Source organism: Enterobacter sp. SA187, assembly GCF_001888805.2.
Lineage (GTDB): Bacteria > Pseudomonadota > Gammaproteobacteria > Enterobacterales > Enterobacteriaceae > Enterobacter_D.
Map to the genome: position 1 here is coordinate 322,575 of NZ_CP019113.1, position 24,450 is coordinate 347,024.

At 57.4% G+C, this 24,450-nt stretch carries 24 protein-coding genes and 1 other RNA gene; 11 read left to right on the forward strand and 14 right to left on the reverse strand.

Features of this window, described 5'->3' with window-relative positions; genetic code table 11:
- Positions 1–38 precede the first annotated feature (38 nt).
- The 4 genes from ubiI to BMF08_RS01570 all read right to left on the reverse strand — a co-directional run bounded on the left by ubiI (position 39) and on the right by BMF08_RS01570 (position 4,492).
- On the reverse strand, positions 39–1,241 hold the full coding sequence (ubiI, locus tag BMF08_RS01550) for an FAD-dependent 2-octaprenylphenol hydroxylase (protein ID WP_072569831.1): 1,203 nt from the start codon (positions 1,239–1,241) through the stop codon (positions 39–41).
- A 154-nt stretch (positions 1,242–1,395) separates the two neighbouring features.
- Complete coding sequence (ubiH, locus tag BMF08_RS01560; RefSeq protein WP_072569829.1) at positions 1,396–2,574, reverse strand: 2-octaprenyl-6-methoxyphenyl hydroxylase; 1,179 nt, start codon at positions 2,572–2,574, stop codon at positions 1,396–1,398.
- Positions 2,571–3,887: a Xaa-Pro aminopeptidase gene (pepP, locus tag BMF08_RS01565; RefSeq protein WP_072569828.1), complete on the reverse strand. Its 1,317-nt coding sequence runs from the start codon at positions 3,885–3,887 to the stop codon at positions 2,571–2,573. The genes ubiH and pepP overlap by 4 nt, the downstream gene beginning before the upstream one ends.
- Before the next feature lie 26 nt (positions 3,888–3,913).
- Positions 3,914–4,492: a YecA/YgfB family protein gene (locus tag BMF08_RS01570; protein WP_158684869.1), complete on the reverse strand. Its 579-nt coding sequence runs from the start codon at positions 4,490–4,492 to the stop codon at positions 3,914–3,916.
- Between the two features lie 204 nt (positions 4,493–4,696).
- Here BMF08_RS01570 and zapA point away from each other — a divergent pair, with 204 nt between their 5' ends.
- The 3 genes from zapA (at position 4,697) to BMF08_RS01590 (ending at position 5,882) form a co-directional block, all read left to right on the forward strand.
- Complete coding sequence (gene zapA, locus BMF08_RS01580; RefSeq protein WP_072569826.1) at positions 4,697–5,026, forward strand: cell division protein ZapA; 330 nt, start codon at positions 4,697–4,699, stop codon at positions 5,024–5,026.
- Between the two features lie 41 nt (positions 5,027–5,067).
- Positions 5,068–5,251, forward strand: a non-coding RNA gene (gene ssrS / locus BMF08_RS01585) — 6S RNA.
- A 34-nt stretch (positions 5,252–5,285) separates the two neighbouring features.
- On the forward strand, positions 5,286–5,882 hold the full coding sequence (locus BMF08_RS01590; protein ID WP_072569825.1) for a 5-formyltetrahydrofolate cyclo-ligase: 597 nt from the start codon (positions 5,286–5,288) through the stop codon (positions 5,880–5,882).
- 37 nt (positions 5,883–5,919) lie between these two features.
- Here BMF08_RS01590 and serA read toward each other — a convergent pair whose 3' ends face one another.
- The gene (gene serA, locus BMF08_RS01595; RefSeq protein ID WP_072569824.1) at positions 5,920–7,152 is read right to left on the reverse strand and encodes a phosphoglycerate dehydrogenase; all 1,233 of its coding nucleotides are present in this window, start codon (positions 7,150–7,152) and stop codon (positions 5,920–5,922) included.
- Positions 7,153–7,405: 253 nt separating this feature from the next.
- Positions 7,406–8,065 carry a ribose-5-phosphate isomerase RpiA gene (rpiA, locus tag BMF08_RS01605; protein WP_072570136.1) on the reverse strand — a complete coding sequence of 220 codons (660 nt, stop codon included), beginning with the start codon at positions 8,063–8,065 and terminating at the stop codon, positions 7,406–7,408.
- Positions 8,066–8,175: 110 nt separating this feature from the next.
- On the opposite strand from rpiA, the gene argP reads away from it, so the two are divergent.
- Positions 8,176–9,069 carry a DNA-binding transcriptional regulator ArgP gene (gene argP, locus BMF08_RS01610; RefSeq protein ID WP_072569822.1) on the forward strand — a complete coding sequence of 298 codons (894 nt, stop codon included), beginning with the start codon at positions 8,176–8,178 and terminating at the stop codon, positions 9,067–9,069.
- A gap of 102 nt (positions 9,070–9,171) precedes the next feature.
- Here argP and BMF08_RS01615 read toward each other — a convergent pair whose 3' ends face one another.
- The 8 genes from BMF08_RS01615 to epd all read right to left on the reverse strand — a co-directional run bounded on the left by BMF08_RS01615 (position 9,172) and on the right by epd (position 17,908).
- On the reverse strand, positions 9,172–9,936 hold the full coding sequence (locus BMF08_RS01615) for an oxidative stress defense protein (RefSeq protein WP_072569821.1): 765 nt from the start codon (positions 9,934–9,936) through the stop codon (positions 9,172–9,174).
- Between the two features lie 96 nt (positions 9,937–10,032).
- On the reverse strand, positions 10,033–10,665 hold the full coding sequence (gene argO, locus BMF08_RS01620) for an arginine exporter ArgO (protein WP_072569820.1): 633 nt from the start codon (positions 10,663–10,665) through the stop codon (positions 10,033–10,035).
- Between the two features lie 183 nt (positions 10,666–10,848).
- Positions 10,849–11,721, reverse strand: a complete 873-nt coding sequence (gene mscS, locus BMF08_RS01625) for a small-conductance mechanosensitive channel MscS (RefSeq protein ID WP_072569819.1) — start codon at positions 11,719–11,721, stop codon at positions 10,849–10,851.
- Between the two features lie 152 nt (positions 11,722–11,873).
- Positions 11,874–13,205, reverse strand: a complete 1,332-nt coding sequence (tdcC, locus tag BMF08_RS01630) for a threonine/serine transporter TdcC (protein ID WP_072569818.1) — start codon at positions 13,203–13,205, stop codon at positions 11,874–11,876.
- 20 nt (positions 13,206–13,225) lie between these two features.
- Positions 13,226–14,215 carry a bifunctional threonine ammonia-lyase/L-serine ammonia-lyase TdcB gene (tdcB, locus tag BMF08_RS01635; protein ID WP_072569817.1) on the reverse strand — a complete coding sequence of 330 codons (990 nt, stop codon included), beginning with the start codon at positions 14,213–14,215 and terminating at the stop codon, positions 13,226–13,228.
- A gap of 286 nt (positions 14,216–14,501) precedes the next feature.
- Positions 14,502–15,581 carry a class II fructose-bisphosphate aldolase gene (gene fbaA, locus BMF08_RS01640; protein ID WP_072569816.1) on the reverse strand — a complete coding sequence of 360 codons (1,080 nt, stop codon included), beginning with the start codon at positions 15,579–15,581 and terminating at the stop codon, positions 14,502–14,504.
- Between the two features lie 95 nt (positions 15,582–15,676).
- Entirely contained in the window at positions 15,677–16,840 is a 1,164-nt protein-coding gene (pgk, locus tag BMF08_RS01645) for a phosphoglycerate kinase (protein ID WP_072569815.1), read from the reverse strand.
- A 48-nt stretch (positions 16,841–16,888) separates the two neighbouring features.
- Entirely contained in the window at positions 16,889–17,908 is a 1,020-nt protein-coding gene (gene epd / locus BMF08_RS01650; protein WP_072569814.1) for an erythrose-4-phosphate dehydrogenase, read from the reverse strand.
- Positions 17,909–18,280: 372 nt separating this feature from the next.
- On the opposite strand from epd, the gene BMF08_RS01660 reads away from it, so the two are divergent.
- The 7 genes from BMF08_RS01660 to BMF08_RS01690 all read left to right on the forward strand — a co-directional run bounded on the left by BMF08_RS01660 (position 18,281) and on the right by BMF08_RS01690 (position 24,450).
- Positions 18,281–18,700 carry a PPC domain-containing DNA-binding protein gene (locus tag BMF08_RS01660; RefSeq protein WP_072569812.1) on the forward strand — a complete coding sequence of 140 codons (420 nt, stop codon included), beginning with the start codon at positions 18,281–18,283 and terminating at the stop codon, positions 18,698–18,700.
- 26 nt (positions 18,701–18,726) lie between these two features.
- Complete coding sequence (locus tag BMF08_RS01665) at positions 18,727–19,305, forward strand: ECF transporter S component (protein ID WP_072569811.1); 579 nt, start codon at positions 18,727–18,729, stop codon at positions 19,303–19,305.
- Positions 19,306–20,013, forward strand: a complete 708-nt coding sequence (locus BMF08_RS01670) for an energy-coupling factor transporter transmembrane component T (protein WP_072569810.1) — start codon at positions 19,306–19,308, stop codon at positions 20,011–20,013. It begins immediately after the preceding gene.
- Positions 20,001–20,675 carry an ABC transporter ATP-binding protein gene (locus BMF08_RS01675; protein ID WP_072569809.1) on the forward strand — a complete coding sequence of 225 codons (675 nt, stop codon included), beginning with the start codon at positions 20,001–20,003 and terminating at the stop codon, positions 20,673–20,675. Before BMF08_RS01670 ends, BMF08_RS01675 begins: the two co-directional genes overlap by 13 nt.
- A complete protein-coding gene (locus tag BMF08_RS01680) occupies positions 20,672–21,349 on the forward strand; it encodes an energy-coupling factor ABC transporter ATP-binding protein (RefSeq protein WP_072569808.1) in 678 nt (225 codons plus the stop codon). The genes BMF08_RS01675 and BMF08_RS01680 overlap by 4 nt, the downstream gene beginning before the upstream one ends.
- A gap of 273 nt (positions 21,350–21,622) precedes the next feature.
- Entirely contained in the window at positions 21,623–23,236 is a 1,614-nt protein-coding gene (locus tag BMF08_RS01685; protein ID WP_072569807.1) for a PTS transporter subunit EIIC, read from the forward strand.
- Positions 23,233–24,450: a CehA/McbA family metallohydrolase gene (locus BMF08_RS01690; protein WP_072569806.1), complete on the forward strand. Its 1,218-nt coding sequence runs from the start codon at positions 23,233–23,235 to the stop codon at positions 24,448–24,450. The genes BMF08_RS01685 and BMF08_RS01690 overlap by 4 nt, the downstream gene beginning before the upstream one ends.

Genomic DNA, 24,450 nt, shown 5'->3' on the forward strand with positions numbered 1-24,450 from the left:
GACGCGGATCTTAGTTCAGGCGGAAGGCTAAAAAATGATTATTTCAGCCAGTCGGGAAGGTCGTTGAGACCCATCGCCTGACGGATAAGTTGCGGCTTCACGCCAGGGAGGGTGTCGGCCAGCTTGAGACCAATATCACGCAGCAATTTTTTCGCCGGGTTGTTACCGGCAAACAGCCCACGGAAGCCCTGCATCCCGGCGAGCATCACCGCCGCGCTGTGCTTGCGGCTGCGCTCGTAACGGCGCAGATAGAGATGCTGCCCGATGTCTTTGCCCTCGCGATGCAGACGACGCAGCTCGTTAACCAGCACTGCCGCATCCATAAAGCCCAGGTTGACGCCCTGCCCGGCCAGCGGATGAATGGTGTGCGCCGCGTCGCCAACCAGCGCCAGACGGTGGCCGGCAAACTGACGGGCGTAGCGTCCGGTAAGGGGATAAACCTGACGCTCGCTCTCCACCTGACACAGGCCAAGGGCATTGTCGAAGGCCACGCACAGCGCCTGATTGAAGTCTTCAGTGCTGGCCTGCTGCATTTTTTCCGCCTCACGCGGTGGCAACGACCAGACAATAGAGCACAGATGCGGATCCGCCAGCGGCAGGAATGCCAGAATGCCGTCGCCGTAAAACACCTGACGCGCGGTGGCGTTGTGCGGCTCGGTGGTACGGATGGTCGCCACCAGCGCGTGATGGCCGTAATCCCAGTAAGTGAGCGGAATATCGGCTTTGCTACGCAGCCAGGAGTTAGCGCCGTCAGCGCCCACCACCAGCCGCGCCGTCAGCATGCTGCCGTCCTGCATGGTAAGGAAGGCGTCGTTTTCGCCCCAGGCGACCTGTTGCAGCGTGGCCGGGGTAATCAACGTGATGTCGCTGCTCTGCTGCGCTTTTTGCCACAGCGCCTGATGTACCACGGCGTTTTCGACGATGTGTCCCAGATGGCTGTAGCCCATGCTTTCGTCGTCAAAGGCGATGCGGCCAAAGCTGTCTTTGTCCCACACTTCCATGCCGTGATAGCAGCTGACGCGGTGCGCCAGAATGTCAGACCAGACGCCCAGATGCGTCAGCAGTTTTTCACTGGCGGCGTTGATGGCGGATACGCGCAGTTCAGGCGGCGCATCCGGGGCCAGCGGCACCGGCGCATTCTGTTCCAGCACCGCCACGCGTAGCCCGCTGCCCTGTAATCCACAGGCCACAGCCAGCCCGACCATGCCCCCGCCAACAATTGCTACATCTACACTTTGCACAATTCACTCCAGCAGCCTGGCTTAGCAGGCGTAATTGTTGCAGCCAGTTTGAACACGGACAGCGCGGAAAAACCGGAGCGTACTTGCAGTACGTGAGGATTTTGAGCACTGCCCAGGTTCAAAATGGCAAATAAAATAGCCTGGTAAGACAGGCCTAGCGCGCGACCCAGCCCAGCGTCCTCTGCGCCAGCACATCACGTGCCGGGGTAAATAATTCCATTGCCATCAGACCGGCGTTGCGCCCGGCGACCAGCGGTGCCCAGCGGTTGGCGAACAGGTGCACCAGCCCGTCGGTGACGCCGATGGTCGCCTCTTTGTCGGCCTGGCGGCGTTTTTGATACTGGCACAGCACCGGATAGATGCCTACGTCCGTCTGACTCGCCCATGCGCTGGTCAGGGTTTCGGCCAGCGTCATCACGTCGCGCATGCCGAGGTTAAACCCCTGCCCGGCGATAGGATGCAGCGTCTGGGCGGCATTGCCCACCAGCACCACGCGATGGGAAATGGACGACGAGGCGGTGGTCAGCGACAGCGGATAGGCGCTGCGCGTTCCGGCGTGAAGGATACGCCCGAGCCGCCAGCCGAAGGCTTTTTGCAGCTCGTGACAGAATTTTTCGTCAGACCAGGCGAGCACCTCGTCACGCTTGTTTTCTGCGTGGCACCACACCAGCGAGTAGCGCCCCTGCGTCATCGGCAGCAGTGCCAGCGGGCCATGCTCGGTAAAGCGCTCGAAGGCGCGGCCAGCTTGTTTCGCAGACACCGTGACGTTGGCGATCACCGCCACCTGATGATAGGGCGTCTGCTGCCAGGTAATGCCGCTTTGCGATCCCAGCGACGAACGGGAGCCATCCGCGGCTACCAGCAGCGTGCCGTCGATCTGATCGCCATTTTCCAGCATCACGCTGACGCCGTTTTCCGTGCGGGAAAAGGTATTGACCCGTGCGGGACAATGCAGCGTCACGCCGGGGGCGTTTTTCAGCATGGCAAAAAGGCGCTGGCCGATATCATGCAGCTCGACCACCTGACCCAGCGCGTCCACGCGATAATCCTGGGCCTCTAAAGTGACAAAACCCGCATGGCCGCGATCGCTGACGTGTACGGTGGTAATAGGTGTAGCGCAGTCGGCAAGGCGTTGCCAGATACCGACCCGCGCCAGCTGCTGACAGGTGCCCTCCGCCAGCGCAATGGCGCGGGCATCAAACCCCGGATGGCGCGTGGCGTCCGGGGCGATGGCTTCCACCACATGCACCGGCAGCGTTCCCTTTGATAAGCGTGAAATGGCCAGCGCCAGGGTCGCGCCCGCCATGCCGCCGCCCACGATAATCACGCTCATGCGCGTTTCGCTGCCGCCATCAGCGCCTCGATGTCATCGGCTTTTTTAACCACGCTGGCGGTGAGGTTTTCGTTGCCGTCTTCAGTGATCAGAATATCGTCTTCAATACGCACGCCAATGCCGCGGTATTCTTCCGGCACGTCGGCGTCCGGGGCGATGTACAGACCCGGCTCGACGGTGATCACCATGCCCGGCTCCAGCACGCGGGAGCGATCCGCGCCGTAAACGCCGACGTCATGCACATCCAGCCCCAGCCAGTGGCTCAGGCCATGCATAAAGAACGGACGGTGCGCGTTGTCGGCAATCAGCTGGTCGATTTCGCCTTTCAGGATGCCGAGCTTCACCAGGCCGGTGATCATGATGCGCACCACGTCGGCAGTCACGTCCTGAATGGAGACGCCCGGCCGGAAGCGTTGCAGGGCCGTCTCTAAAGATTCCAGCACGATGTCATAGATGGCGCGCTGGGCGGGGGTGAATTTGCCGTTTACCGGGAAGGTACGGGTAATGTCGCCCGCGTAGCCCTGGTATTCGCATCCAGCGTCAATCAGCACCAGATCGCCGTCGCGCATTTCACTTTCGTTTTCGGTGTAGTGCAGGATGCAGGCGTTTTCACCGCTGCCGACGATGGTGTTGTAGGACGGGAAGCGCGCGCCGTGGCGGGAAAATTCGTGCAGAATTTCGCCTTCCAGCTGGTATTCGAACATCCCCGGACGGCAGACCTGCATGGCGCGGGTGTGCGCCAGGGCGGTGATCTCTCCGGCGCGACGCATCACCTCGATCTCTTCGGCGGATTTGAACAGGCGCATTTCGTGCACCATCGGACGCCAGTCGGTCATGGTGGCTGGCGCGGTGAGGTTCTGGCGCGCGCTTTTACGCAGTTTATCCAGCGCGGCAAAGACGATCTCATCGGCCCAGGCGTATTCGCCCTGCGCGTGATAGACCACGTCGAGGCCGTTCAGTAACTGATAGAGTTGCTCGTTGATTTCGCTGAACGCCAGCGCGCGATCGACGCCCAGTTTTTCCGGGGCGGCTTCCTGCCCGAGACGGCGGCCAAACCAGATCTCGGCGGTTTTATCGCGCAGGCGGTTAAACAGCACGCTGTGGTTATGGGTGTCATCGCTTTTAATCAGCACCAGCACGGCCTGCGGCTCGTTAAAGCCGGTGAAATACCAGAAGTCGCTGCTCTGCCGGTAGGGATATTCACTGTCGGCGCTGCGGGTCACTTCCGGCGCGGCGAAGATTAGAGCCGCGCTGGCAGGCGCCATCTGCGCCAGTAAGGCCTGACGGCGACGAAGAAATTCAAGCTGTGTCATGACACCTCCATATTCAACAAGACAGTTTAGTGTAGCGTGGGCTTACGCATTTCCGGTGCGGTTGGCTGTGGTCGGGTGAACGTATCGTGGCACAGCAGCGCGGCGATGCGCACATACTCGACGATCTCTTCCAGCGACATCTCCAGCTCTTCCTGATCTTCGTCTTCTTCGTAGCCCAGCTGCGCGATGTTGCGCAGATCGTCAATCGCCTCGCCGGTTTCGCCGGTCACTTTATCCAGCTTCGGCTGAGTGACGCCCAGACCAAGCAGGAAGTGGTTGACCCAGCCCGCCATGGCGTCGGCACGTTCGAAAACCGTGGTGTCGTCGCCATCCGGCAGAAACAGCTGGAACTGGAAACCATCGTCTTCCAGCGCGTCGCTGGTGGCGGCATGCAGCTTGCGCAAGGCTTCCGCCAGCTCATGCCCAAAGGCCAGGCCTTCGTTTGTCAGGTCGTGCAACAGCGGCTGCCAGGAGGCGTCTTTGTTGCCGCCGCAGAGCATCCCGCCGATCAGACCGTGCATTTCCGCCGCGGTTAAGCCAACGCCCTGTTGATTGAGTAACTGGTTAAGTTCATTGTAACCAGGCATTTCGTTCTGTATTGACATGCGCATTCGTCGTCGTTGGGAGGAATATTCATGGTATGCTACCACTTTGGACCCTGGTGATATACCCGTCAGGCCTTACCTCAGGCAATGTATTTGTGCCGTTAAAGGGCTTGAATCCTCTCATCAGGGTAGCTATAGTGACGCCCCTTCGCAGCCAGGGCTCGGCTGGGAAGGCAGAGCGCAGTCAAACAGCAGGAAGGTGGCATGTCTGCAGAACCCGTCGATATCCAAATTTTTGGCCGTTCACTGCGAGTGAATTGCCCACCTGAACAAAGGGATGCTTTGAATCAGGCTGCGGAAGATCTGAATCAGCGGTTGCAAGATCTGAAAGTACGCACTAGAGTCACAAATACTGAGCAGCTGGTTTTCATCGCCGCGTTGAACATCAGCTACGAACTTGCTCAGGAAAAGGCAAAAACCCGCGACTACGCCGCCAACATGGAGCAGCGTATTCGGATGTTACAGCAGACCATCGAACAGGCATTGCTTGATCAGGGTCGCATAACAGAAAGACCGGGGCCGAAGTTTGAATAACACTTCAGGGTCTACTATGGTAGAGTGACCATGAAGAAAAAATTTCTCTGAGATGTTCGCAAGCGGGCCAGTCCCCTGAGCCGATATTTCATACCACAAGAATGTGGCGCTCCACGGTTGGTGAGCATGCTCGGTTCGTCCGAGAAGCCTTAAAACTGTGACGACACATTCACCTTGAACCAAGGGTTCAAGGGTTACAGCCTGCGGCGGCATCTCGGAGATTCCCCTTCTTCTACCACTACCTGTACCAGCCGTTATCATGACGCAAACAACACTCCCGGTTTCACCCCGTCAGACCATTCGCCAGCAAATTCGTCTGCGCCGTCGCGCATTGACCACCGATCAACAATTACGCTTTGCCGAACAGGCCGCCTCCCGCATGATGGCGTTTCCGCCCGTGGTGATGGCCCGCACCGTCGCGCTGTTTTTGTCCTTTGATGGCGAGCTGGATACCCGTCCGCTTATCGAACAGCTGTGGCGCAGCGGCAAACAGGTCTATCTGCCCGTACTGCACCCTTTCAGCCCCGGCAATCTGCTGTTTTTGCATTACCATCCGCAAAGCGATCTGGTGATGAACCGGTTGAAAATTTATGAGCCGAGGCTGGATGTGCGCGACGTGCTGCCGCTCAGCAAGCTGGATGTGCTGATCACGCCGCTGGTGGCCTTTGACGCGCAGGGGCAGCGGCTGGGCATGGGAGGTGGCTTTTACGACCGCACGCTGCAAAACTGGCAACAGTACGCGCTGACGCCGGTGGGTTACGCCCATGATTGTCAGTTTGTGGAGAAACTGCCGGTGGAAGAGTGGGATGTGCCGCTGCCGGCGGTGGTGACGCCGTCGAAAGTCTGGATGTGGTAACCCCTCTCCCTGGGGAGAGGGTCAGTGTGAGGGAAAATCAGTACAGCAGTCGGGCGCGGATGGTGCCCGGAATGGCCTTCATGCTGTGCAGCGCTTTCTCTGCCACATCCTCTTCCGCTTCAATATCAATGACCACATAGCCCATTTGCGGCGAGGTTTGCAGATACTGCGCGGCGATGTTCACGCCCTGCTCGGCAAAAATCTGGTTGATCGCGGTCAGCACGCCAGGACGGTTTTCATGGATGTGCAGCAGGCGACGACCGCCGTGCAGCGGCAGGGATACTTCCGGGAAGTTCACCGCCGACAGCGTGGAGCCGTTATCGGAGTATTTCACCAGTTTGCCCGCCACTTCGAGGCCGATATTTTCCTGCGCTTCCTGGGTGGAACCGCCGATGTGCGGCGTCAACAGCACGTTATCGAATTCACACAGCGGAGAGTTGAACGGATCGCTGTTGGTGGCCGGTTCCGTCGGGAAGACGTCGATTGCCGCCCCCGCCAGATGTTTGCTGCGCAGCGCTTCGCATAATGCCGGAATATCCACCACCGTGCCGCGTGCGGCGTTGATCAGCAGCGAACCCGGTTTCATCAGCGCCAGCTGTTCCGCGCCCATCATATCTTTGGTGGAGGCGTTTTCCGGTACGTGCAGGCTTACCACGTCGCTCATGTTCAGCAGGTCGGAGAGATGCTGAACCTGGGTCGCGTTGCCGAGCGGCAGCTTGCTTTCAATGTCGTAGAAAAAGACGTGCATCCCCAGCGATTCCGCGAGGATCCCCAGCTGCGTGCCGATATGGCCGTAGCCGATAATCCCCAGCTTTTTGCCGCGCGCTTCATAGGAGCCGGTCGCCAGCTTGTTCCAGATACCGCGGTGCGCTTTGGCGTTCGCTTCCGGAATGCCGCGCATCAGCAGCAACAGCTCGCCGATCACCAGCTCCGCTACCGAGCGGGTATTTGAGAAGGGCGCGTTAAACACCGGAATGCCGCGTTTTGCCGCCGCGTTCAGATCCACCTGGTTGGTGCCGATACAGAAGCAGCCCACGGCGACAAGTTTTTCTGCCGCCGCGAAAATCTCTTCCGTCAGGTTGGTACGGGATCGCAGGCCGATGAAATGCGCATCACGGATGGAGGCTTTCAGCTGTTCGCTGTCCAGCGCCCCTTTGTGGAATTCGATGTTAGTGTAACCCGCGGCGCGGAGGCTATCGATTGCTTTTTGATGCACCCCTTCCACCAGCAGAAACTTAATTTTGTCTTTTTCCAGTGATACTTTTGCCATTTCCCCGACCCTGTTTGTCATAACTTATGTGTGTGTTCGCCTTAGCCAACATATCAAAAAAAACTATTGCAGCAATATGAACCTTTGCGGCGGCGCTCTGAAGAAAAGTCATACAGCGGAATTTGGCAGAGGAAAATGCTGGAAAAGAAAACGATTGCGGAAGGAAAATCAGAGCGGAATAAAAAACGTGATAGATGTCACCAAAATCTGTCACGCAAAATTTTTTTAACGGGAAGGCAGGCTCCCCGCCAGATCATTTTACGATGGTTTTCACGCCGTCGGCGGTGCCAATCAGCGCGACATCCGCGCCACGGTTGGCGAACAGCCCGACCGTCACCACACCCGGCAGGCCGTTGATGGCGTTTTCCAGCGCGATGGGATCGATGATCTCCAGGCCGTGCACGTCGAGGATCACGTTGCCGTTATCGGTCACCACGCCCTGACGGTATTCCGGACGTCCGCCCAGCTTGACCAGCTCACGCGCCACGGCGCTGCGCGCCATCGGGATCACCTCAACCGGCAGCGGGAATGCGCCGAGGATCGCCACTTCTTTGGAGGCATCGGCGATGCAGATAAATTTGTCGGCCACCGAGGCGATAATTTTCTCGCGGGTCAGGGCCGCGCCACCGCCTTTGATCATCTGCATCTGACCGTTGATCTCGTCAGCGCCGTCAACGTACACGCCCAGACGGTCCACTTCGTTGAGATCAAAAACGTGAATGCCGAGACTTTGCAGTTTGGCGGTGGAGGCATCGGAGCTGGATACCGCGCCTTCGATCTGGCCTTTCATGGTGCCAAGCGCGTCAATAAAATGCGCCGCCGTGGAGCCGGTGCCCACACCCACGATAGTGCCGGGTTCAACGTATTTGAGCGCCGCCCATCCAACTGCTTTTTTCAGTTCATCCTGCGTCATGATCATTGGCCTGTGGTGAGAAAATCCTGCCCGCATTATAAATGCATCCCGCCAGGACGACAAAATTATGTCATAGTGCGCCTAATCACAAACGGGGATAAGTTATAGCAATGAAACGTCCTGACTACAGAACATTACAGGCGCTTGACGCGGTCATCCGGGAGCGTGGCTTCGAGCGCGCCGCGCAAAAGCTGTGTATCACTCAGTCCGCCGTTTCTCAGCGCATTAAACAGCTTGAGAACATGTTTGGTCAGCCGCTGCTGGTGCGTACCGTGCCGCCGCGCCCGACCGAACAGGGGCAAAAACTGCTGGCGTTGCTGCGTCAGGTAGAACTGCTGGAAGAGGAGTGGCTCGGGGATGAGCAGATCGGTTCCACGCCGTTGCTGCTGTCGCTGGCGGTCAACGCCGACAGTCTGGCGACCTGGTTGCTACCGGCGCTGGCCCCGGTGCTGGCCGATTCGCCGATCCGCCTGAATTTACAGGTGGAAGATGAAACCCGCACCCAGGAGCGGCTGCGACGTGGCGAAGTGGTGGGCGCGGTCTCCATTCAACCGCAGGCATTGCCAAGCTGCCTGGTGGACCAACTGGGTGCGCTCGATTACCTGTTTGTCGGCTCGAAAGCCTTTGCTGAGCGCTATTTTCCGAACGGCGTAACCCGCCAGGCCTTGCTGAAAGCGCCTGCCGTGGCGTTCGACCATCTGGATGATATGCATCAGGCGTTTTTACAGCAGAATTTCGACCTGCCGCCGGGCAGCGTGCCCTGCCATATCGTGAACTCGTCAGAAGCCTTCGTGCAGCTGGCGCGTCAGGGCACCACCTGTTGCATGATCCCGCATTTGCAGATTGAAAGAGAGTTAGACAGCGGTGAGCTGATTGATCTCACGCCGGGCCTGTTCCAGCGCCGGATGCTCTACTGGCACCGCTTTGCGCCGGAAAGCCGCATGATGCGCAACGTCACCGATGCGCTGTTAGCGCACGGTCATCGGGTATTGCGTCAGGATTAAAGTATTGTGGCGCAACTGCCGGGTGGCGCTGGCGCTTACCCGGCCTACTGTCGTACTGTCGTAGGCCCGGCAAGCGCAGCGCCGCCGGGCACACCACCAACCTTACTGCGCTGCCGGAGCCGGCTGGCTGGCTGGCGTGGACTGTGCCGGTGCCGCGTTTGCGCCCGGTTGCAGTTCAAACACCACGTCGACCTGATCGTCAAACTGAATGGTCGGCTGCTCGTAGGTTTCCTGGGCTGATACCGGGGCGGCATCCGCTTTCATCATGCGGACCATCGGGGTCGGCTGATAGTTGGAAACGTGGTAGCGCACGCTGTACACCTGGCCGAGCTTGCTGTTAAAGCCTGCCGCCAGCTGTTCAGCCTGATGCTTCGCATCGTCAATGGCCGCTTTACGCGCTTTGTCTTTGTACTCTTCCGGCTGCGCCACGCCCAGGGTGACTGAACGTACTTCGTTCAGGCCCGCTTTCAGCGCGCCATCCAGCAGGGAGTTAAGTTTATCCAGCTCGTGCAGGGTCACTTCCACGCTGCGTACCGCGCGGTAGCCTTTCAGAATGCTTTTGCCGTCCTGATAGTCGTAATCCGGCTGAGTGCGCAGGTTGGCGGAGTTGATGTCTTTTTTGGCAACGCCGTTTTTCTCGAGGAAGCCTAAATACTGCGCCACGCGATCGTCTGCCTGTTTCTTGGCAGAGGCGGCATCCTTGGCCGCTACGTTGACCTCAATTGCCAGGGTGGCAATATCCGGAACCGCATCGACGCTCGCCGTGCCTGAAGTAACGATGTGCGGCCCGTTCGGCAATTCGCTTGCCTGTACCGACATCGCACCTAATCCAACCATTGCTGCCAGGGCTATAACGTTAAACTTCACTGTAGTTCCTCCATGTCATGACAATCGCCCAAAAATACAGGCTTCTGCCAGCAAGCTTAGCGTTTTCAGCACGCTTGTCCATAAGGTATGGTCTGATTACCACAGCGCCTGTAAGTGATGGACACCTTCGCGGGCCAGCTGAAAGGCAATGAACCACATCACACCACCCACCAGCGTATTAATAATGCGCTGGGCAGTGGCGGTACGCAGACGCGGGGCGAGCCAGGCCGCCAGCAGCGCCAGGCTGAAAAACCACAGGAAGGAGGCGCTGATGGTGCCGAGCGCAAACCAGCGTTTCGGCATTTCGGCCAGTTGCCCGCCCAGGCTGCCGAGCACCACGAAGGTATCGAGATAGACATGGGGATTAAGCCAGGTGACCGCCAGCATGGTGGCGATGATCCGCCCGCGGCCCTGTTTTGATACTTCCCCACTGGCAAGCTCTGGCTGGCTGCCGAGCGCCGTTTTCAGCGCGCCAAAGCCGTACCACAGCAAGAACGCCACGCCGCCCCAGGTGACGATGGCCAGCAGCCACGGCGACTGCATCAGCAATGCGCTGCCGCCAAAGATCCCGGCACAAATCAGCAGCAAATCGCTCACCGCGCACAGCGAGGCGACCAGCAAATGATGGTGGCGGCGAATGCCCTGATTCATGACAAACGCATTTTGCGGGCCGAGGGGTAAAATCATAGCCGCGCCGAGGGCAAGCCCCTGAATATAATAAGTTAACACCTGGAATTACTCACGCTAATAAGGAATGCGCCGACTATACCGGGCGGCAGTTATTAGCGGAAATGGATTATTTTAATCGGGGATAAGTGGAGTTAATAATACCCTGCCCGGCCAGGGTACCACCTGTAGGCCGGGCAGGACGAAGTCGCCGCCCGGCAACGTAGCCGGGCATTGATGCTCAGGTCAGGCTTCCGCTTCCGCCTGCTTTTCCGCTTTTTCGCGTTTCAGATGCACATCCATCTGCGGATACGGGAAGTTAATGCCGTTGGCATCGAAGGTTTTCTTGATGCGTTCCAGCACGTCCCAGTAAACGTTTTGCAGATCGCCGCTGTTGCTCCAGACGCGGATCACAAAGTTCACGCTTGAGGCGCCCAGCTCGTTCATGCGAACGGTCATCTCGCGATCTTTAAGAATGCGGTCGTCCGATTCGATGATCTCCGTCAGCAGTTTTCTCACCAGATCGATATCCGCGTCGTAATCCACGCCGATGATAAATTCGTTGCGGCGTACCGGCTCACGGGAAAAGTTGATGATATTCCCGGCGATGATTTTACCGTTCGGGATCACCACATAGCGGCCATCGGCAGAGCGCAGCGTGGTAGAGAAAATCTGCACATGCAGCACGGTACCGGCCACACCGCCCAAATCAACATATTCGCCGGAGCGGAACGGGCGGAAGGTTACCAGCAGCACGCCCGCGGCCAGGTTCGACAGCGACCCCTGTAATGCCAGACCAACGGCCAGACCGGCGGCGCCCAGCACGGCGATCACCGAGGCGGTTTGCACCCCGACACGCCCCAGCGCGGCAATCAGCGTAAAGGCGATAATGCCATAGCGCACCAGCGCCGATAAAAAGTCCGCCACGGTGGCGTCAATATGTCGCGCCAGCATCAGGCGATTGAGGCCGTTGGAAATGATACGCGCGATGATCATCCCGATGATGATAATGGCGATAGCCGCCACGATATTCACCGCATAACTCAGCAGTAATGCCTGGTTATGTACCAGCCATCCCCCTGCGCTATTGATGCTGCCAACCACGTTAAGATCGTCCATTTACGGTTCCTTTTTTTCTTGCCAAAACGGCGTAACACTCACGTTGCAGGCGTGAGACAGGTCAACAAAGGGTAACCATAAAAAAGATCATCTGCCAGATTTCAACGGATTAACGGAGAGGTTTCCCTCTCCGTCGTGGCATTTTTAGCCGATCAAAATAGTTTGTAGAGGATGTTGAGAATGGTCAGCAGGCCGATCAGGGTAACGAACAGGTTGTCGGCTTTGCCCTGATATTTCGCAAGCTGCGGGACTTTGCGCACGGCATACATCGGCAATAAACACAGCAGCGAAGCGATAATAGGCGCGCCCATGGCTTCGATCAGATCGAGAATATTCGGATTCGCATAGGCCACAATCCAGGTGGAACCCATGATAAACAGCATGCTGATGGTATTCAGCTTGCCGGTGGAGACGCGGGTTTTATCGCCTTTGTAAGCAAACTTGACTACCAGGCCGTTCAGCCCTTCCAGGGTGCCAAGGTAATGGCCAAAGAAGGATTTAAAAATAGCCACCAGCGCAATAATGGACGCGCCATACTCCAGCACGGTGGCAAAGGTGGATTTACTGCCGCTCATGGCGGCGAAGTGGTTTGCCAGATAAGAGAGCACCGGAATATTTTGCGCTTTGGCGTCCGCCATATCCTGCGGCGACAGGGTAAACAGGCAGCTGAAGGCGAAAAACATCACCACCGCCACCATCAGCACGCTGGCGCGGGAGATAATTTGTGCACATTTGCGTTCAGTAAAATCCCGGCCAAAATCCGCTTCATACTCCTCGCGTTTGGAGACCACGAAAGAGGAGACAATGGGCGAGAAGTTAAAGGAGAACACCATAATGGAGATACCGAGCCACACCGTCACCAGAATACCGTCATGACCGGCCAGCGAAATCTCGCTCAGGTTAACCTGGTCAAACACCGCGCTGTTCCAGTAGGGGATCAGCGACAGGGAGATCAGTACCAGGCTTGCGATAAACGGAAATACCAGCCAGCTCATCACCCTGACCATCAGATCCTTACCGAAGCAGATCACCACCGCCATTAACAGCAGCAGCGCCAGCGCCACCAGGCCACGGTTTAGCGGCATCAGCTGGAGCTGATTTTCCCAGAAGGTCATAAAGGTGTTGGTAATGGTAACGCCGTAAATCCACAGCAGCGGGCAGATGGCGAAGAAGTAGAGAAAGGTGATCACCACGCCGCCGGTCCTGCCGAAGTGCTCTTCCACCGTTTCGGTAATATTGCCCGATACCTTGCTGCCGGACAGGCACAGCCGGGCCAGCGCGCGGTGGCAGAAAAAGGCAATCGGGTACGCCAGCAGCAGCATACAGAGAATAGGGATCAAGCCGCCGAATCCGGCGCGGATCGGGAAGAATAATACCCCTGCGCCAATGGCCGTGCCGAATAATCCCAGCGTCCAGGTGGTGTCGGATTTACGCCATAGCGCTTTGTCCTGCTGGCTGAGAATGGTGCTGTCAGTTGTGCTCATAAAATATCCTTTTTATACCTTCAGAATTCACCGGCGCCGGTAATAGCGGAGACCCGCGAGAGATCGATATTCCCGCCGGAAATAAGGCTGACGGTTTTTCGGCCTTTGATAATATCGTCGAGCTTGCCGCTTAATAATGCGGCGGTGGCCAGCGCCCCTGCCCCTTCGGCGATAATCTTATTACGCTGGATCAGCGCTAACATGCTGTGCCGAATTTCTTCTTCGCTCACCAGAATCATATCTGAGACTAATGCATTGACGATCTCAAAGGTTAAATCGCCGGGACGTGAGACGTCGCAGCCGTCCGCCAGCGTACCTGTGGTGCGATGGCTGGTTATTTTCCCGGCGCGAAACGAGGCCGTCATACCGTGCACATTTTCCGCCTGCACGCCGATAATATTGATGGTTGGGTTAATTGATTTGATAGCCAGCGCGACCCCGGCAATTAAACCGCCGCCGCCGACCGGTAAAATGACGTTATCGACATCATAGAGATCTTCTAAAATCTCAAGGCCGATCGTCCCCTGCCCGGCGATGACCTTTTCGTCGTTGTAAGGCGGAATGAAAATACGTCCTTCCATTTCGACAATTTCACTGACTTTGGCGATGGTGTCGTTAAAATTCTCCCCATGCATCACCACCTGGGCGGAATAATCGCTGGTGGCGGCGACTTTCGATTTCGGCGCGCTGACGGGCATCACCACTTTGCCGTTGATACCAAGCATGGCGCAGGATAGGGAGACACCCTGCGCATGATTACCGGCGGAACAGGCTACCACCCCGCGCTGACGTTCCTCGTCGGTAAGCGAACTGAGTTTGTTGAACGCACCGCGTATTTTAAACGAGCCGGTACGCTGCATATTTTCAAATTTTAAATAGATTTCGCCGTGGCAGCATTCACTGAGGTAATTTGAGCGTGGCATCCCGGTTTTGTAGATATGTCCGGCGAGCCTTTCCTTAGCGTCTAAAATATCGTCAATAGTGACGGGCAGATCGTGTTGAATGTGCATCCTTTCCTCGCAATAACCAGAGATAAATTACAGCGCGCTGTAATTTACGTTTTACGGAGATATTCGCCTGAATACCCTCGCGACTCATTATGGTTATTGTGTTTGCAATAGCTTCATTATTATTTTCAACGCAACGACAACGATCATACTTATCCCACATGGCAGGTTATGTGCCTTGACTCACAATTAGCGGATGAATAAATGTGATGAATGTTTTAAAGCGGAATAATAACCCGCAAATAAAAATGGCTTCCCGGGGGAAGCCATTTGCCCAGCTTATTTCAGATTACAGAACGTCAACCGCGTTCAGTTCTTTGAAAGCCTGCTCCAGACGGGTGATCATGGACGTCTGTGCAGCGCGCAGCCATACGCGCGGATCGTAGTATTTCTTGTTCGGCTGGTCTTCGCCTTTCGGGTTGCCCAGCTGGCCCTGCAGATAGGCTTCGTTTTCTTTGTAGTAGTTCAGGATACCTTCCCATGTTGCCCACTGGGTATCGGTATCGATGTTCATTTTGATAACGCCGTAGCTTACGGAGTCTTTGATTTCCTGCGCAGTAGAACCGGAACCGCCGTGGAACACGAAGTTCAGAGCGTTGTGCGGCAGGTTGTGTTTCTTGCTGACGTATTCCTGAGAATCACGCAGGATGGTCGGAGTCAGTTTCACGTTACCCGGCTTGTAAACGCCGTGTACGTTACCGAAGGACGCCGCAATGGTGAAGCGCGGGCTGATAGCGTTCAGTTTGGTGTACGCGTAATCAACGTCTTCCGGCTGGGTGTACAGTGCAGAAGCGTCCATGTGGCTGTTGTCCACGCCGTCTTCTTCGCCACCGGTGCAACCCAGTTCGATTTCCAGGGTCATGCCGATTTTGGACATGCGCTCCAGGTATTTGGAACAGATTTCGATGTTCTCTTCCAGAGACTCTTCAGACAGGTCGATCATGTGGGAAGAGAACAGCGGTTTGCCGGTTGCCGCAAAGTGTTTTTCACCCGCGTCCAGCAGACCGTCGATCCACGGCAGCAGTTTCTTCGCGCAGTGGTCAGTGTGCAGGATCACCGGCACGCCGTAGTGCTCAGCCATCTGGTGTACGTGATGCGCGCCAGAGATAGCGCCCAGGATTGCCGCGCCCTGCGGAATATCAGTCTTCACGCCTTTACCAGCGATGAAGGCTGCGCCACCGTTAGAGAACTGAACGATTACCGGCGCTTTCACTTTCGCAGCGGTTTCCAGAACGGCGTTGATGGAGTCGGTACCAACGCAGTTAACTGCCGGCAGAGCGAAGTTGTTTTCTTTAGCTACCTGGAACACTTTCTGAACGTCATCACCAGTGATCACGCCAGGTTTTACGAAATCGAAAATTTTAGACATGTTACGTAGTCCTGTATCTTGGCCGTTAGAAAAAGGGAGCGCGTGCTTTAGTAAAGCGCGCTGAAAATCAGGCGGGTTTCCCCGCCTGATCAAACTTACTGCTTAGCGCGCTCTTCGAGCATAGCTACTGCAGGCAGCACTTTGCCTTCCACGAATTCGAGGAACGCACCGCCGCCAGTGGAGATGTAGGAAATTTTGTCAGCGATACCGAACATATCGATGGCTGCCAGGGTATCACCACCACCGGCGATGGAAAACGCTTCGCTGTCGGCGATAGCGTGCGCCACGATTTCGGTACCTTTACGGAAGTTCGGGAACTCGAACACACCTACCGGGCCGTTCCACAGAATAGTTTTGGCGTTTTTCAGGATTTCAGCCAGTTTCTGTGCGGAAACGTCGCCCATATCGAGGATCTGCTCTTCATCTTTGATGTCGCTGGCAGATTTCAGAGTCGCGGTCGCGGTTTCAGAGAACTCGGTCGCCACGCGAACATCCGTCGGAACCGGGATGTCACAGGTGGTCAGCAGACGTTTTGCTTCGTCAACCAGGTCTGGTTCGTACAGGGATTTACCTACGTTATTACCCTGAGCGGCGACGAAGGTGTTCGCAATACCGCCGCCAACGATCAGCTGGTCAGCGATTTTGGATAGGGAATCCAGAACGGTCAGTTTGGTGGAGACTTTAGAACCACCGACGATAGCTACCATCGGGCGAGCCGGTTCTTTCAGCGCTTTACCCAGCGCGTCCAGCTCTTCCGCCAGCAGCGGACCTGCGCACGCCACGTCCGCGAATTTCGCGATGCCGTGGGTGGAAGCCTGCGCACGGTGTGCGGTGCCGAAGGCGTCCATCACGAATACGTCGCACAGCGCGGCGTATTTTTTAGACAGGGTTTCGTCGTCTTTCTTTTCGCCTTTGTTAAAGCGAACGTTTTCCAGCACTACCAGCTCGCCTGCGGCAACTTCAACGCCGTCCAGGTAGTCTTTTACCAGGCGAACCGGGCTGGACAGTTTGTCTTTCAGGTAGTTAACTACCGGCAGCAGAGAGAATTCTTCGTTGTACTCGCCTTCGGTAGGACGGCCCAGGTGAGAAGTAACCATCACTTTCGCACCCTGTTTCAGCGCCAGCTCAATCGTCGGCAGAGAAGCACGGATACGCGCGTCGCTGGTGACTTTGCCATCTTTAACCGGTACGTTCAGATCCGCACGGATAAAAACACGTTTACCAGCCAGATCCAGATCGGTCATCTTAATTACAGACATGGTGAATCCTCTCGTTTTTTTTAAAGTTTGGCAGATGCAATGTGCATCTCACCTGAAACCAGTCGCTGCCATGGCTAACGTCGTGTCGAGCATTCGGTTAGCAAAGCCCCATTCATTATCACACCACACCAGCGTTTTGATGAGGTGCGCCCCACTGACCCGCGTCTGCGTACCATCCACAATGGCACTGTGCGGATCGTGGTTAAAATCTGCTGAGACCAACGGTAATTCCGTATAGTCAACTATACCATGAAATGCACCCTGTGCCGCTTTTTGCAGCAACAGGTTGACTTCTATGGCTTTTACCGGTTGCTTCACCGTGACGCTTAAGTCGATTGCGGTGACGTTTATCGTCGGCACACGCACGGAAATGGCTTCGAATTTATCTTCAAACTGCGGGAAGAAACGGGTGATGCCCGCCGCGAGTTTGGTATCGACCGGGATGATGGACTGGCTGGCGGCGCGCGTGCGGCGCAGATCCGCGTGCCAGGCGTCGATCACCGGCTGATCGTTCATCGCCGAATGGATTGTCGTTACCGTGCCGGAATCAATGCCGTAAGCGTCATCAAGAAGTTTGATCACCGGAATAATGCAGTTAGTGGTGCAGGAGGCGTTAGATACAATGCGGTCATCTTCACGCAAGGTATGCTGATTTACGCCAAAGACCACGGTGGCGTCGAGATCGTGGCTGCCGGGATGCGAAAACAGCACCTTTTTAGCGCCTGCCGCCAGATGCGCTTCGCCGTGCTGGCGATTGCCGTACACGCCGGTGCAGTCGAGCACCACATCCACGCCCAGCTCACGCCAGGGCAGCGCCTCAATGGTTTCCTGATGCAGCAGGCGGACGGCGTCATCGCCGATATACAGCAGTTCGCGTTCCTGACGGACATCCCATGCGAAACGCCCGTGGGTGGTGTCATATTTCAACAAATGCGCCATGCCCGCAGCATCCGCCAGTTCATTGATTGCCACCACGCTCACTTCCGCACGACGCCCGGATTCATATAAAGCACGAACCACGTTACGCCCGATGCGACCGAAGCCATTTATCGCCACGCGTACGGTCATAGATCTCCTGCAAGGCTGTCCCTGATTTGCTGTGGCTGACAGAATAATGCAGCGGCACAACAAGGGAAACCTTACCTGTCGCAAACTGCGACCTGTTAATATTTTGTCGAAAATTTAATCGACTGAAACGCTTCAGCTAGAATAAGCGAAACGCGGAATAAAAGGAATCGACGCCCGGCGATGAACGACAGTAATCTGATCTGCATCACACTTTTACCCCCTCACGTTGCGGCCATCCTTTCCCGTAACGGGCATTTCTAAAGAATAAAAGCGTCATAACGGCGGAATATTTTAATGATATACATCAGTACACAGAACCGCCGTCACTCTTAATATTCGGCCCACGTCCGAGTTTCGGAGTTTACTCATCCCATGAATCAGTCCATTGCCTCTGCGGCGCGGTTTTACGCGCTGCGCCTCGCTCCCGGTCAGGAGCTGTTAACGGAATTACGTCAGTTTATGGCCCTTCACGGGCTACAGGCCGCATGGATTGCCGGCGCTACCGGCAGCCTGACGGAGGTCGCCCTGCGCTATGCGGGCCGCGATGAAAGCACCCGGCTTACCGGCACCTACGAACTCATCTCGCTGTCCGGCACGCTGGAATTAACGGGGGAGCATCTGCACCTGAGCATTGCCGACGAACAGGGCGCGCTGCTGGGCGGTCACGTTATGTCCGGCTGCACGGTGCGCACCACCCTGGAACTGGTGATTGGCGAACTGACGGCGCTGTCGTTTTCGCGCCAGCCCTGCCCGCTCTCCGGCTATGACGAACTCGTTGTCCATTCCCGTTAACTGTCGCTTAAATCAAAGAGGTTGCTATGGCGCGTCGCCCACTCTCCAGCCAGACGCTGGTTCTGATCGTTATTTCCGTCGCCATCAATATGATCGGCGGGCAGCTTATCAGTATGCTCAGGCTGCCAATTTTTCTTGATTCTATCGGCACGCTGCTGAGCGCCGTCCTGCTGGGGCCGGTTGTCGGCATGCTGACCGGTTTACTCACTAACCTGCTGTGGGGATTGTTAACCGATCCTATTGCCGCCGCCTTTGCACCTGTGGCGATGGTGATAGGTCTGACGGCAGGCTGGCTGGCGCGGCTCGGCTGGTTCCGCACCCTGCCAAAGGTGGTGGTCAGCGGGATCCTGATCACCCTGGCGGTCACGATAGTGGCGGTGCCGATCCGCACCGCGCTGTTTGGCGGCGTCACCGGCAGCGGCGCGGATCTGGTTGTCGCCTGGGCGCGATCCATGGGGAACGATCTGATCGAATCCGTGGCGCTGACGGTGGTGGGCGCGAATCTGGTGGATAAGATCCTCACGGCGGCGATCGTCTGGATCCTGCTGCGTCAGTTGCCGCTGCGCACCACGCGCCGTTTCCCGACCATGTCGGCCGTACGCTGAATGCATCCTTTTACCTCCCTGACGCTGTGGAGTCTGGGGGCCTGGTCGGCGCTGCTGCTGCCCGCCGGGCCGCTGCTGACGGTGGTAAGCGGCGCGGCTTTCATCAGCCTGCTGCTGTTCCGCGCTACCCGTCCCCGCGCCCGCTATGTGGCCTGGCTGATGGCGTCGCTCGGCGTCGGCATGTGGCTGGTGCACGGCGGCTGGCTGGTGGCCTGGCTGAGCGGTGAGCCGCGCGATGCCAGCCACTGGGCGCAGGCGATCATCCTGTGGCAGCGCATTCTGACCATCGTCGCCACGTCGCAACTGTGGATGGCTTTCGTGCCGGTACGTCAGTTTATCCGCGCGCTTTTTGCCAGCCGGCTGCCGCCGGGCGTGGCGTATCTGTTCTCCGGGCCGCTGCTGATTGCCGAGCAGCTTAAACACCGGCTGGCGAGCATTCACGAAGCGCAGCGCGCACGAGGCGTCCCGCTGGACGGGCGCTGGTATCAGCGGCTGCGTGCCGTCCCGGCGCTGATCGTACCGCTGATCCAGGGCGCGCTTAACGATCTGCCGGTACGCGGCGCAGCGCTGGACATGCGCGCCTTTCGTCTGCACCGCACGCGCACGACTTTATGGGCGCCCCCCGACAGCCGCCGCCAGCGCGCGCTGCGTTATACCCTGCTCGCGCTGATGCTGGCAGAAACCGGAGCCTGGCTATGGTTACGCTAGAAAACCTCTGCTTTCAGCCCACGCACAGCGCCGCGCCGCCGCGTAGCCTGAATTTGCAGATCGCACAGCCGGGCATGGTGGCGATCCTCGGCGGTAATGGCAGCGGCAAAAGCACCCTCGCGCAGCTGCTTGCGGGATGGTATCCGGATTATCTGCCCGGCACCCTTAGCGGAACCGGGCGGATCCTGGGCCAGCCGCCGGGTGAACGGTCGCAGCCCGAACAGGCGCAGACCGTACAGCTGGTGCAGCAGTCCCCTGCCCTGCAACTCTCCGGCTGTACCTTCAGCGTGGAAGAAGAAGTTGCCTTCGGGCCGGAAAACCTGTGCCTGGCGGAAGGTGAGATCCTCGCCCGGCTTGAAGCCGCACTGACGCTCACCGATTGCCTGCCGCTGCGTCACCGGCACCCCGCCACGCTCTCCGGCGGCGAAGCCCAGCGGGTGGTGATCGCCTGTGCGCTGGCGATGCAGCCGCGCCTGCTGCTGCTCGACGAGGCCTTCAGCCGTCTGACGCCGCAGGCCACGCAACAGATGCTTAGCCGCCTGGCGGCATGGGCAGATGCCAGCGGGGCGCTGGTGATGCTCTTTGAACGTCACCGCCAGCCAGCGCAGGCGTTTTGCCGCCAGATGTGGCAGCTCGATGAAACAGGACTGACCGCTCTATGATCGCTTTGCATAACCTTACCTTCCGCTGGCCCGCGGCCGCGGAAAACTGTCTGCATCACCTCACGCTGAACATTGAGCGCGGCGAATGGGTGGCGTTAACCGGCGATAATGGCGCCGGAAAATCCACGCTGCTGCGCCTGATGGCGGGTCTGCTGACCCCGCAGCAGGGTGAAGTTTTACTGAAAGGGCAGCCGCTGTCAGCGCTGAACGCCCCGCAACGCGCCGCGCAGATCGGCGTGCTGTTTCAGGAGGCGGAAAACCAGATCCTGCACAGCACGGTGCTGAGTGAAGTGGCTTTTGGCCTGAAGCTGCAAAAATTGCCCACCACCGTTATTGAGCAGCGCGTCCGCGCGGCGCTTGAGCTGTGCGGCCTGGCGGACGTGGCGCAGGCGCATCCGCTGGATCTGCATGCTGCCCAACGGCGAATGGTGGCGGTCGCAAGCCTGGAGGCGATGGCCCCGCCGGTGCTGCTGCTGGATGAGCCGAGCCGGGATTTTGACGCATGCTGGTTAGCACGCTTTGAAGCGTGGCTGGCGGTCTGTCGCCAGCGGCAGACGACGTTGCTCGCCATCAGCCATGATGATGATTTTACCCGCCGCCACTTTCCCCGCGTTATTCGCCTGGCTGACGGGCAAATCAGCGTCGATGGTCTGCCCGCGCCATCCCTTTCCTGATAACGAAACCGCTAATAATGCCGTGAACCGCGGCATCTTTTGCTTACAAATATCCTCTGCATTGATAGCGTTACGCTGTTCACATCACAAAACCCGCCCCGTTAAATCGTTATATTCGCGCTCGTCAGCCTGATAATAAATAATTATTTTCAGGAGAAGAAAGAAAATAGCGGAATAGTAATTATCGCAGTCAATATCACACAAAACAAATAAACCGGAGTGCTTCAATACATTATTCAAATGAATAATTAAAGCCCGTAAAAAAGGATTTTTATGAAGCAAACAATGCAAATGATTGGCCAGGCGATGCTGGTGCCAATCTCCATCATTACCGTCGGCTCAATGTTTATGGGCTTTGGCAGCGCCTTCACCAGTAGCGGCACCATCGAAGCGCTGCATTTACAGAACATCATTACCAAAGGCTCGCTTTTATTTACGACCTTCAGCGTGATGAAGGCCACCGGCGACGTGGTATTTCGCAACCTGCCGCTGTTCTTCGCCATTGGCGTGGCCTTCGGTCTGGCGAAAAAAGAAAAAGGCTGGGCGGCGTTTTCCGGCGCGGTCTGTTTTATGGCGATGCATTTTATTATCGCCACGCTGCTGGAATTAAATGGTATTACGCCACAAACCACCAGCGTTGAATTTTTCCGGCAGCAACAGCATTTGAATGACATTGCCGCCGTACAGCGCGCCTCGATTTATACCAGCGAGCTGGGGATGTTCTCCTACCGCATGAGCGTATTCGGCGGTATGGCGGTGGGGCTGATCACCGCCGGGCTGCATAACCGCTTATATAACGTCAAACTGCCGCTGGTACTCTCTTTTTTTGCCGGTACGCGCACGGTACCTATCGTCACGCTGATGGCCGGATCGCTGCTCGGCGTGCTGCTTTATGTTATCTGGCCGCCGCTGGGCGGCATGCTGGCGCAGTTCAGCAGGCTTATCGGTAATTCCGGTCTGTTCGGCACCTTTATCTGGGCGGTGGCGGATAAATCCCTGCTGCCCGTCGGCCTGCATCATCTGATCACCACGCCGATCCGACTGACGGAACTGGGCGGCTCCATGACCGTCTGCAACCAGCTGGTAAGCGGCACCACCAATATCTATATGGCGCAGCTCGGTTGCGAGGGGACGCCGCAGCTGCTGGTGCGCGGCTTTCAGTCCGGCCGCGTGGTGGTGCATTTCGGCGCGCTGCCGGGGGCGGCGCTGGCCATCTACCAGTGCGCGAAATCGCCGCATAAAAAAGTCGTGGCGGGCTTACTGATCCCGGTGGTGGCCACCATGATCCTGTTTGGCGTCACCGAACCCATCGAATACACCTTTCTGTTTGTCGCTCCCTGGCTGTTTTATCTGGTGCATGTGCCGCTGACTGGCCTCGCCTTTGTGCTTACCGAAATGGCAAACGTGTCGATCTACGGCGGCAGCCTGAAAGACATCCTGCCGGTACTGCTCCAGCCCGCGAAACTCAATTTATGGGGCTATCTGTGGCTGGTACCGCTGTTTTTTGTTCTCTACTACGCGCTGTTTCGCTTTTTGATCCTGCGCTTCAACGTCATGACGCCGGGGCGCGAAGAGGATGAGGCAACTACCCGGCTTTACAGCAAACAGGATTTTAACGAGCAACAGGGAATGCGCTTCGCCCGGCACATCATCGAGGCTTTCGGCGGCAAAGAGAATATCGAGCAGTTCGACAACTGCATTTCACGCCTGCGGGTTCAGGTGAAAGACGGCTCCCGCGTCGCCCCTGAAGCGGTGTGGAAGAAAACGCTGCGGGCGAAAGGCTATGTGCAGGTCAGCGAACGGGCCTTCCAGATTATTTATGGCGCCGAGGTGGTGATGATCGCCGGTGACTGCAAGGAACTGTTAGACGAAGGAGAAACAGCATGAATACCGAGCCGGTGACACTGACCCGTATCCTGAAGGTTTCACCCCATGAGGAAAAAACCCTGCGCCGCCTGGAGTTCGATCCCGGTCTGAATACCGAGCGCATCGACATCAGCTACCGCTTCACGCCGGGTAACGTGGTGGATATGGGGCTGATGATCAATGACCGCATCAACGGCTGGAGCGGCGGCGCGCGTAAAACCATCACGCTGAGCGAAAATTTCGCCTCGCCCGGCTACCAGCGCACCAGCATCGTTAACGGCAAATGGCACGTGCTGCTCGGGCTGCATAAGATCCGCCGCCTCTGCGAAGTGGTGGTGGAGATCACCCTGTACCCGAAATTTCCGCGCTGGCTGAAAGGCGACACGCATGTGCATTCTGTGCACAGCGACGGCAGCTTAACGGTGAACGAACTGATTGCCCGCGCCCGCCAGATGGAGTTCGATTTCCTCTGTTTTTCCGATCACAACACCATTTCGCAGAACCATGAAATCGCGGGCATTAACGCCTCACTGTGCCTGATCCCCGGCATGGAGCTGACCAGCGAGCGCGGCCACGCCAACCTGCTGGGCGTCACCCGGCCGGTGGTGAACTTTCTGCCGCATTTTACCGAAGATGACATCGCCGGGCGCATTGCCGAAGCCCGCCGCAACGGGGCGCGCATCGGTATTAATCACCCTTTCTGCCACTACTGCCCGTGGCAGAACCGTTTTGCGGACCACGACTGGCTGGAGATCTGGAACGGGCCGTGGGACGGGCAGACCGGCAACGAAGACGCTTTTAACTACTGGCATCACCAGCTCTGCCAGGGCGAAAAAATCAGCGCCGTGGCGGGCAGCGATTTTCATAAAGAAAAAGGGCTGCGCTGGCCGTACATGTGGGTACGCGCCATCAGCCGCGAGCGCCAGGACATCCTCTCTGCGCTGGTCGCCGGGCGCAGCTATATGCAAAGCGATGACCAGACGCAGTTGCACCGCTTCTGTATTGGCGAGGCAGGCCCGGGCGACACCACCAGCGGCGGGATCCTGCACGTCAAACTCCGCACCCATAAAGACAACAGCGTGCTGCTCTACACCGACAACACCGTCATCGTGGTGCCCAATCGCTACGGCGATGTGAACCAGGAAATTGACGTGCAGGATGCGGCCTTCGCCCTGCTGCGCATCAACCGCGGCCCGGTGGCGCAATTGCTGACCAACCCTATTTATCGAGGATAA

Coding starts and splice junctions, on each gene's coding strand:
- ubiH (WP_072569829.1), bottom strand. CDS start 2,574: ATGAGCGTGATTATCGTGGGCGGCGGCATGGCGGGCGCGACCCTGGCG.
- pepP (WP_072569828.1), bottom strand. CDS start 3,887: ATGACACAGCTTGAATTTCTTCGTCGCCGTCAGGCCTTACTGGCGCAG.
- BMF08_RS01570 (WP_158684869.1), bottom strand. CDS start 4,492: ATGTCAATACAGAACGAAATGCCTGGTTACAATGAACTTAACCAGTTA.
- zapA (WP_072569826.1), top strand. CDS start 4,697: ATGTCTGCAGAACCCGTCGATATCCAAATTTTTGGCCGTTCACTGCGA.
- BMF08_RS01590 (WP_072569825.1), top strand. CDS start 5,286: ATGACGCAAACAACACTCCCGGTTTCACCCCGTCAGACCATTCGCCAG.
- serA (WP_072569824.1), bottom strand. CDS start 7,152: ATGGCAAAAGTATCACTGGAAAAAGACAAAATTAAGTTTCTGCTGGTG.
- rpiA (WP_072570136.1), bottom strand. CDS start 8,065: ATGACGCAGGATGAACTGAAAAAAGCAGTTGGATGGGCGGCGCTCAAA.
- argP (WP_072569822.1), top strand. CDS start 8,176: ATGAAACGTCCTGACTACAGAACATTACAGGCGCTTGACGCGGTCATC.
- mscS (WP_072569819.1), bottom strand. CDS start 11,721: ATGGACGATCTTAACGTGGTTGGCAGCATCAATAGCGCAGGGGGATGG.
- tdcC (WP_072569818.1), bottom strand. CDS start 13,205: ATGAGCACAACTGACAGCACCATTCTCAGCCAGCAGGACAAAGCGCTA.
- tdcB (WP_072569817.1), bottom strand. CDS start 14,215: ATGCACATTCAACACGATCTGCCCGTCACTATTGACGATATTTTAGAC.
- fbaA (WP_072569816.1), bottom strand. CDS start 15,581: ATGTCTAAAATTTTCGATTTCGTAAAACCTGGCGTGATCACTGGTGAT.
- pgk (WP_072569815.1), bottom strand. CDS start 16,840: ATGTCTGTAATTAAGATGACCGATCTGGATCTGGCTGGTAAACGTGTT.
- epd (WP_072569814.1), bottom strand. CDS start 17,908: ATGACCGTACGCGTGGCGATAAATGGCTTCGGTCGCATCGGGCGTAAC.
- BMF08_RS01660 (WP_072569812.1), top strand. CDS start 18,281: ATGAATCAGTCCATTGCCTCTGCGGCGCGGTTTTACGCGCTGCGCCTC.
- BMF08_RS01665 (WP_072569811.1), top strand. CDS start 18,727: ATGGCGCGTCGCCCACTCTCCAGCCAGACGCTGGTTCTGATCGTTATT.
- BMF08_RS01670 (WP_072569810.1), top strand. CDS start 19,306: ATGCATCCTTTTACCTCCCTGACGCTGTGGAGTCTGGGGGCCTGGTCG.
- BMF08_RS01675 (WP_072569809.1), top strand. CDS start 20,001: ATGGTTACGCTAGAAAACCTCTGCTTTCAGCCCACGCACAGCGCCGCG.
- BMF08_RS01680 (WP_072569808.1), top strand. CDS start 20,672: ATGATCGCTTTGCATAACCTTACCTTCCGCTGGCCCGCGGCCGCGGAA.
- BMF08_RS01685 (WP_072569807.1), top strand. CDS start 21,623: ATGAAGCAAACAATGCAAATGATTGGCCAGGCGATGCTGGTGCCAATC.
- BMF08_RS01690 (WP_072569806.1), top strand. CDS start 23,233: ATGAATACCGAGCCGGTGACACTGACCCGTATCCTGAAGGTTTCACCC.